Consider the following 6656-nt stretch of genomic DNA (forward strand, 5'->3'; position numbering starts at 1 on the left):
AGCTCGGTCCCGGGGATCCTCTAGAGTCCGTCGCCACGCTTTACGCCGCACTGGAATCCATGGCGAGTAAGAGCTGGATTCTTCCCGACGGTGAGGAAGTCGTGCACAAGCGCACGCGGCGCTACTACGTGCTGTCCACAGACGGGATGCAGATACTGAAGCGCCGCGCCGACCAGCTCGCAGCTCATGCTCAGCTAGCTCAGCGACGACTTCGGGAAGTCAACGGGAAGGCGGTCACGGCATGAGCACGATCGAGCGCGATGTCGAACGGATGCTTCGCTGGTACCCGCGGAGGTGGCGCGAAACGCACGGGGCTGCGCTCATTGATTTGCATATGGAGCGTTGTGAGCACTCCGACTCCACACAGCTCAGCCAAGAAGAGCGGGCGGCGATGCGAGCTGCTGGTCTCTTCGAGCGCACTCGCCATATCCTCCCGATTGCCGCGTCTGCGCTCGGAACGGTTGCGCTCGCGGTGGGGTACATCCTTGCGTTGGGCGGTAACAACGCGGTAGGTAATCCGCTGTGGCTCTTCGTCGGTCCGCTCCTGCTCAGTGTGTCGGTCTGGAGTCTTCGTGCAGCTACTGACGGGCGATGGAGCGTCCGCACCGCTGTGCCGGCGGTCGCGTCTGCATTCGCGGCGCTCGCGGCTATGGCGGCCCTGAACCTTGCAGTTCTTCGAGATGGCGGCGGCGTCATCCCAAACGTGGAGAGCCTGTGGGCGGTGGGCGCGTTGAGTGCTGCATTCATCGGCATTGCCGTGGCCGTCGCGACCGCGCCGAGTCTTCAGCGCGGCGGAATGACGCGAGACTGGGCCCTCACTATCGGCTTCGTCGCTGGTTTCCTCGGCACGGTGCCCCTCTACCTCGGCCTGCTCGCCGCACCTGCCGCCGCTGTCGCCGGTGTCATCCTGTTCGGACTTGCCGTGCGCTTCGCCGCTCGCAGCCGTCGCGGAGCCGCGATCGTGGACGAGCGCCGAGCGGAGCCTGCCTAAGCGCCCGCTCGTCGAACGACACAGACACCAGACGCGAACTCGATTCAGCCGAGGCTGACCGACTGATAGTAGGCGACGGCTGCCCAGACGAGCACGCCCACGCCGATCATCAGAGTGCCGACGCCGACGAACTGCCAGATGACGAGTCGGCGCTCGGGGGCGGGGAGGTCGCGAAAGGCCATGCGGTGATCGTAGCGAGTCCGCTGTGTCCATCGCGTGTCCATCGCGTTATCCACGGCGATGCGCTCGGCATCCGCCGGCTCGCACCCCTAGATTCGATTTCGTGGACGAGCACGAGCCGCGTACCGAACCCGACACCGTCACCGAAGCGATCTGCATTCTGGGCTACGACTGACCGATCGGCTCCTCTCCCACGCGCCCGGCTAGGCTGAGGAGTCGTGACCGCACCGACGACGCCCCGGCTTCCCGCCGGTGTGGCTCTCGGTGGTGCCGTGCTGGTCGGCGTGCTGACGGCGCTCCAAGCCCGCATCAACGGGCAACTCGGTCTGCGCATCGGTGACGGGCTCGTCGCCGCGGTCATCTCCTTCGGGTCGGGCCTCCTGGTGCTGGCTGTGGTGTCGGCGCTGCTGCCGACGGGCCGCCGAGGTTTCGGCGCTCTGGTCGCCGGCATCCGGGCGCGCACGATCCCGTGGTGGATGCTGGCAGGCGGCCTCGCCGGAGCGCTCACCGTCGCAACGCAAGGCCTCGCCGTCGCCGTGATCGGCGTTTCCCTGTTCACTGTCGGGGTCGTGGCCGGACAGACACTGAACGGCCTGGTGCTCGACCGCGTCGGCTACGGCCCGGCGGGCGTCGTCGCGGTCACCATGCCACGCATCGCGGGCGGCGCACTGGCCCTCATCGCCGTCGGTATCTCGTTGCAGGGCGGCGTGGTGGAGCGCGTGCCCTTGTGGATGCTGGTGCTGCCCTTTCTGGCCGGTGTCGGCATCGCGTGGCAGCAGGCGACAAACGGGCGGCTGCGCCAGCGCGTCGGGACGCCGTTGACCGCGACCTTCGTCAATTTCTTCGGTGGAACGGTGGTCCTCGCCATCGCGGCCATCGTTCACGTCGCCGTCGTCGGCGCGCCCCGCGCACTGCCGACCGAGGCGTGGCTCTACCTCGGCGGCGTGGTCGGGGTGATCTACATCTTCCTGTCGGCGGCGCTCGTCGCCCACACCGGCGTTCTGCTGCTCGGCCTCGGCGTCGTGGTCGGCCAGCTCGCCACTGCATTCGCCCTCGATGCCGTGTGGCCCGCCGATGCCGGGCCCGGCTGGCGAACCGAACTGTTGATGGTCGTGGTGGCCGCAAGCTCGGTCATCGTCGCCCTCGCCCCCTGGCGGCGACAGCGACACTGATCGGCCGCCAGGGCCCGTCAGCTCTTCTTCTTGTCTTTCTTCGCGCCGGTCGTCGTCGCCCCGCCGTCCTTGTCCGCCGCCTTCGCGGAGGCGGGCATGCGGCTCAGATGTGCGCGCGGATCGACGCTCTTGCGCCGGCCGGGACGTGCGCCGCTGGGCTTGCCGCCGACATACAGCCAGCCGAGCAGTTCCTCGTCCTTCGTGAGTCCGTGCGCCTTGGCGACCGCCTTGGCTCGCGTGTAATGACCGGTGCGCCAGATGACGCCCCAGCCCGCCTCATCCAGCAGGAGGCTGAGCACATGGGCGACGCCCGAGGCAACCGCCTCCTGCTCCCAGCGCGGAACCTTCTCGCTCTTGCGGTAGCTGGCGACCACGGCGAGGAGCAGCGGGGCGCGCAGAGGCTTCGTCGACGGCTTGTCGTCGCCCTCGGCCTTGGCGATCGCGGCGCCGAGCGTCGCCCGGTCATCTCCGCGCAGCTCGATCACACGCCACGGTCGCAGCGAGGAGTGGTCAGCGACCCGCCCCGCTGCCGCGATCAGGGTGAGAAGCTCGGCCCGGGTGGGCGCGGCATCCGTCACCTTCGACCAGGAGCGACGGTTTCGCACCGCCGCCAGTGCGGGGTAGTCCGTGATCGTCTCGATCACGACGCGTCCGCCTCCGCGGCCGGGGTGAACGACAGTGACAGCGAGTTCATGCAGTACCGGTCGCCGGTGGGCGTGCCGAAGCCGTCGGGGAAGACATGTCCGAGATGCGAGCCGCAGTTCGCGCAGCGCACCTCGGTGCGGACCATGCCGTGGCTGCGGTCTTCGATCAGCTCGACGGCCTCGGGGCGCACCGACTCGTAGAAGCTCGGCCACCCGCAGTGCGAGTCGAACTTCGTTCCACTCTGGAACAGTTCGGCGCCGCAGGCGGCGCACGTGTAGAGACCGGCGCGGCTCTCGTCGAGCAGCTCGCCGGTCCAGGCGCGCTCGGTGCCCGCCTGGCGGAGCACCGCGTACTGTTCGGCGGTGAGTTCCGAACGCCACTCGTCGTCGGTCTTGGTCACGCGGTAGGTCATGTCTGGCTCCTTACTCCACCCACCATTCAACCCGACGCAGGCCGCGGTCGGCTCGGCCCGCGAGAATGTCACCCATGAGTTCCCTCCCAGAATCGGTGTCGGCCCGCTATGGCCGGTTCGCCCGCGAGGAGGCTCCCGGACGTTCCGCGCTGTACGGCGAGTGGGCCGCCGGAGTCGCGGCGGATGCCGAGGCGCAGGAGGTGCTCGGTAGGATCGCGCCTTCTCATCGTCAGCCCCCGCTCGTCTTCGCCGCCGCGCGGATGCTCGGATCCGGCGAGGGCGGGTACCGCGAATGGCGGGAGTGGGTGCTCGCCCACGGCGACGAGCTGGTCGCGGAGTGCACGGCGCGCACTCTGCAGTCCAACGAACCCCTCCGGTGCGCCGCCCTGCTGCCCGCGCTTGCGGGCATCGACGGGCCGATCGCGCTGCTGGAGGTCGGAGCGAGCGCGGGACTGTGCCTCTACCCCGACCGCTACTCGTACCGGTATCGAGGCGTCGCCGGTGAGATCGCGCTCGATCCCCCCGACGGGGCGTCGTCGGTCGTGCTCGAGAGCGAGCTGCGCGGTCAGCACGTGCCCCCGTTGCGGCATCCGGAGATCGTCTGGCGGGCGGGCATCGATCTCGCGCCACTGGATCCGGCCGACCCCGCCACCGAGGCGTGGTTGACGGCTCTCGTCTGGCCGGGCGAGACCGGACGCGCGGATCGGGTGCGTTCCGCGCTGCGCATCGCGGCGGCGGACCCGCCCCTCATGTTCGCGGGAGACGGCGTCGAACAGCTCACCCGCGCGGTCGCGGCGGCGCCGCGGGAGGCGACACTCGTCGTTCAGACGCCGGGTGTCCTGGCCCATCTCGGATGGCACGCGCGACACGAGCTGATCGAGGCGGCATCCGCCGCGGGACGATGGATCACCCTCGATGCCCCCGCTCTCCACGAGGGCTGGCGCGGTGGCGCGCCGGCGACGCGCGCGGCGGAAGGCTTCGCGCTCGCACGAGACGGCATCGTCCTCGGCCGTGCCGATCCTCTTGGGCGATGGCTGGAGTGGCATCCCGGCGGGCGCGGCTGACGGGGTTAGCGTGAGGACGTGCCCCTCTCCGACCGCGATCGTCTCCTCCTCGACTTCGAGTCGCGGTGGATCGCACACGACGCCGTGAAGGAGGAGGCCATCCGCGCCGAACTCGACCTGGCGCCGGCCCGGTACTACCAGCTGCTCGCCCGCATCATCGATCAACCGGATGCCGCGGCGCACGACGCCATGCTGGTGCACCGTCTGCGCCGGCTCCGCGACGCGCGCGAGAGCGAGCGCGAGGGACGCGCGGCCGTTCCCGCCGTCCGCACGGGAACAGGCCGATAGCATTCTGGGGTGCCGAGTACGCCCCCGCAGAAAGACCGCTTCGATGATCTCGCCCTCGAGGGAGGGCGCATCGGTGCTCACCGCGCCGAGAATCCGCGTCTGCGAGGCGGAGTCGTGGTGCTGTGGTCGATCATCGCGATCGTCGTTCTGGTCGCGGTCGGCATCTTCGGCACGCTGATCGCCACTGGCCGCGTCACCCTCTTTCCCACGCCGAGCGCCACGCCGACGACCATCGCGACCGCCGAGCCGGTCATCGACACGTCCTACGCGGTGACGGTCCTCAATGCGACGACGCAGTCGGGTCTGGCCGGCTCCCTCGCGCAGACCATCGTCGCGGCCGGATGGGCGTCCGACAGAGTCACCGCCGGCGACGCCAGCTCCAAGGACTTCCCGACCACGACGGTCTTCTACTCCGACCCCGCCGAAGAAGGGGCGGCGCGCGGCCTCGCCCAGGTGATCGGCGGCGCGGCGGTGACCCTCAGCGACGCCTACGCCTCTCTTGCGGGTGGCGACGGCAGCAAGCTCCTCGTCGTCGTCATCGGCGCGGATCGCACGGATGCCGGAGCCACTCCGGCCGGCTGACCCCACCGCCCGGTGATCACGAGCGTGGTCATGAGCGCCGAGCGTGTTTCGCGCGTGTGAACAGTTCGATGCGCCCGTGTCAACAGTTGCCGGAACGGCGATTTCGCCGCCCTCGCGCTGGTTAGCATTGCGACGTCCCACCGCAGCATCAGGAGATTCGCATGGCCCAAGGCACCGTCAAGTGGTTCAACGCCGAGAAGGGTTTCGGCTTCATCACCGTGACCGACGGCCAGGACGTGTTCGTCCACTACTCCAACATCGACATGTCGGGATTCCGCGTCCTGGAGGAGGGGCAGACGGTCGAGTTCACCGTCGGAGCCGGTCAGAAGGGCCCCCAGGCCGAGTCGGTCCGCGTCGTCGCCTGACGCCGTCCGGCCCTCCCATCGCGCCCGCTCGGCGCGGCTTGCACTCGTCATGCCAGAGTGCCAGAATGAGTTAGCACTCAATCATCGCGAGTGCTAAAGACTCATCCTCACGTCCGGGAGGGACGACACACTTATGGCAAAGATCATCGCTTTCGACGAGGAGGCCCGCCGTGGCCTCGAGCGTGGCCTGAACATCCTGGCCGACGCCGTCAAGGTGACCCTGGGCCCGCGCGGTCGCAACGTCGTGCTCGAGAAGAAGTGGGGCGCCCCCACGATCACGAACGACGGTGTCTCGATCGCCAAGGAGATCGAGCTCGACGACCCGTACGAGAAGATCGGCGCGGAGCTCGTCAAGGAGGTCGCCAAGAAGACGGACGACGTCGCCGGTGACGGCACCACGACGGCCACCGTCCTCGCCCAGGCCCTCGTGCGCGAAGGTCTGCGCAACGTCGCAGCCGGCGCCGACCCCATCTCCCTGAAGAAGGGCATCGAGAAGGCCGTCAAGGCGCTCTCCGACGAGCTGCTCGCGTCCGCCAAGGAGGTCGAGACCAAGGAGGAGATCGCCGCCACGGCATCCATCTCCGCCGCAGACCCCGAGATCGGCGAGCTCATCGCCGAGGCGATCGACAAGGTCGGCAAGGAAGGCGTCGTCACCGTCGAGGAGTCGAACACGTTCGGCACCGAGCTCGAGCTCACCGAGGGCATGCGCTTCGACAAGGGCTACATCAACCCCTACTTCGTCACGGACCCGGAGCGCCAGGAGGCCGTCTTCGAGGACCCGTACATCCTCATCGCGAACCAGAAGATCTCCAACATCAAGGACCTGCTGCCGATCGTCGACAAGGTGATCCAGGAGGGCAAGGAGCTCGTCATCATCGCCGAGGACGTCGAGGGTGAGGCTCTCGCGACCCTCGTGCTCAACAAGACTCTAGAGGATCCCCGGGACCGAGCTCGAAT

At 68.7% G+C, this 6656-nt stretch carries 10 protein-coding genes and 1 pseudogene; 8 read left to right on the forward strand and 3 right to left on the reverse strand.

Features of this window, described 5'->3' with window-relative positions; all coding sequences use genetic code 11:
• Both I5I_RS17245 and I5I_RS02350 read left to right on the forward strand, forming a co-directional pair.
• Window positions 1-245, forward strand: a pseudogene (locus I5I_RS17245) (hypothetical protein); the annotation flags it as partial.
• Window positions 242-991, forward strand: a complete 750-nt coding sequence (locus I5I_RS02350) for a hypothetical protein (RefSeq protein WP_036316057.1) — start codon at window positions 242-244, stop codon at window positions 989-991. The pseudogene I5I_RS17245 and the gene I5I_RS02350, both read left to right, overlap by 4 nt.
• A gap of 44 nt (window positions 992-1035) precedes the next feature.
• Here I5I_RS02350 and I5I_RS02355 read toward each other — a convergent pair whose 3' ends face one another.
• Window positions 1036-1173: a hypothetical protein gene (locus I5I_RS02355; protein WP_198013032.1), complete on the reverse strand. Its 138-nt coding sequence runs from the start codon at window positions 1171-1173 to the stop codon at window positions 1036-1038.
• A gap of 216 nt (window positions 1174-1389) precedes the next feature.
• On the opposite strand from I5I_RS02355, the gene I5I_RS02360 reads away from it, so the two are divergent.
• Window positions 1390-2343: a DMT family transporter gene (locus I5I_RS02360; protein WP_083867905.1), complete on the forward strand. Its 954-nt coding sequence runs from the start codon at window positions 1390-1392 to the stop codon at window positions 2341-2343.
• A gap of 17 nt (window positions 2344-2360) precedes the next feature.
• On the opposite strand, the gene I5I_RS02365 is transcribed toward I5I_RS02360, so the two are convergent.
• Both I5I_RS02365 and msrB read right to left on the reverse strand, forming a co-directional pair.
• Window positions 2361-2987 (reverse strand): nitroreductase family protein, encoded by a 627-nt coding sequence (locus tag I5I_RS02365; protein WP_036316061.1) that lies wholly within the window; start codon window positions 2985-2987, stop codon window positions 2361-2363.
• Window positions 2984-3400: a peptide-methionine (R)-S-oxide reductase MsrB gene (gene msrB, locus I5I_RS02370; protein WP_036316062.1), complete on the reverse strand. Its 417-nt coding sequence runs from the start codon at window positions 3398-3400 to the stop codon at window positions 2984-2986. Before msrB ends, I5I_RS02365 begins: the two co-directional genes overlap by 4 nt.
• Window positions 3401-3474: 74 nt before the next feature.
• Here msrB and I5I_RS02375 point away from each other — a divergent pair, with 74 nt between their 5' ends.
• The 5 genes from I5I_RS02375 to groEL form a co-directional block, all read left to right on the forward strand.
• Entirely contained in the window at window positions 3475-4464 is a 990-nt protein-coding gene (locus tag I5I_RS02375; protein ID WP_036316064.1) for a DUF2332 domain-containing protein, read from the forward strand.
• Window positions 4465-4482: 18 nt separating this feature from the next.
• Window positions 4483-4752 carry a DUF3263 domain-containing protein gene (locus tag I5I_RS02380; RefSeq protein ID WP_036316065.1) on the forward strand — a complete coding sequence of 90 codons (270 nt, stop codon included), beginning with the start codon at window positions 4483-4485 and terminating at the stop codon, window positions 4750-4752.
• A 9-nt stretch (window positions 4753-4761) separates the two neighbouring features.
• Window positions 4762-5334, forward strand: coding sequence for a LytR C-terminal domain-containing protein (locus I5I_RS02385; protein ID WP_036316067.1), 573 nt, complete (start codon window positions 4762-4764; stop codon window positions 5332-5334).
• A gap of 161 nt (window positions 5335-5495) precedes the next feature.
• Window positions 5496-5699 (forward strand): cold-shock protein, encoded by a 204-nt coding sequence (locus I5I_RS02390; RefSeq protein WP_005051075.1) that lies wholly within the window; start codon window positions 5496-5498, stop codon window positions 5697-5699.
• A 133-nt stretch (window positions 5700-5832) separates the two neighbouring features.
• A partial coding sequence (gene groEL / locus I5I_RS02395; protein ID WP_036316069.1) for a chaperonin GroEL occupies window positions 5833-6656 on the forward strand: 824 nt, incomplete at its 3' end.

The organism is Microbacterium sp. B24 (assembly GCF_000333415.1).
GTDB lineage: Bacteria > Actinomycetota > Actinomycetes > Actinomycetales > Microbacteriaceae > Microbacterium.